Below are 847 nucleotides of genomic sequence, written 5' to 3'. Positions count from 1 at the left end.
TAGGGCCTGTTAGGGCTTGATCCAGTCTGCTGCGGCAGCGATGTGGATGACCGCGAGGAACGACGTTGCTGTTTTTTCATATCTGGTTGCGACAGCGCGCCACTCCTTGAGGCGAGCCCAGAGGTTCTCAACGAGATGCCGACACCGATAGGCCCATTTCGGGCAGGCGACCGGGCCATCGCGTCGTTTCGCGGGAATGGCTGGCCGTGCTCCCATGTCCCATATCCGTTCACGCATGGCGTTCGACGCGTAGCCCTTGTCCGCTACTACCCACAGGGGAGTGGCGGGAAGGCTGTCGAGCATGGCTGGTGCCAGAGGCAGTTCATGAGCCTGTCCAGGGGCCAGCGCAAAACCGAAGGCTTTTCCATGTCCATCAGCGATCACGCAGACTTTTGTGCCATAGCCGCCGCGAGAGCGGCCAAGTGCTTCACGATGGTCTCGCTCTTCGAAAGAGGCCCCTTTTTTTGGGCTCCCGCCGCTTTGTGGTGAGCCCTGATGTTTGTGCCATCCAGAAAAGTCATTCCGAATGCCACTCCCTGTTGTTCCTGAACCAGTGCGAGCAGCCGCTCCCATACGCCGAGCTTCGCCCAGCGGATGAAAAGCTGCGCAGCCCGCCACCACGGACCCAGTTCAGCGGGGATACTCCGCCATTTCGCGCCATTCTCATGACGCCAGAAAATCGCTGCTATCGTCCGCCGCAGATCATGTGGCGGCGTCTTGCCCCTCGGGCGAACCTCCTCAATCAGAGGTTCCCAGATCGCCCATGTCTCGTCCGTAAAGGTGCCTGTTCTGTCTCCTTCTTCCATCCCTACAATATGGGAAGAAATTCAAGATCTAACAGGCCCTA

1 protein-coding gene is annotated in these 847 nt (G+C 59.0%); it reads right to left on the bottom strand.

Annotation, left to right across the window (positions count from 1 at the left end; genetic code table 11):
- Window positions 1-9: 9 nt before the first annotated feature.
- Window positions 10-806, bottom strand: a protein-coding gene (locus tag HNH97_RS11465) for an IS5 family transposase (protein ID WP_082779839.1) whose coding sequence is annotated in 2 segments (ribosomal slippage) — window positions 10-467 and window positions 467-806 — 798 coding nt in all. Because the reading frame shifts where the segments join, the coding sequence is not laid out codon by codon here.
- Window positions 807-847: the final 41 nt, after the last annotated feature.

This window comes from Gluconacetobacter entanii (assembly GCF_013155425.1).
Lineage (GTDB): Bacteria > Pseudomonadota > Alphaproteobacteria > Acetobacterales > Acetobacteraceae > Novacetimonas > Novacetimonas entanii.
This window is presented reverse-complemented; position numbering and strand designations above follow the sequence as displayed.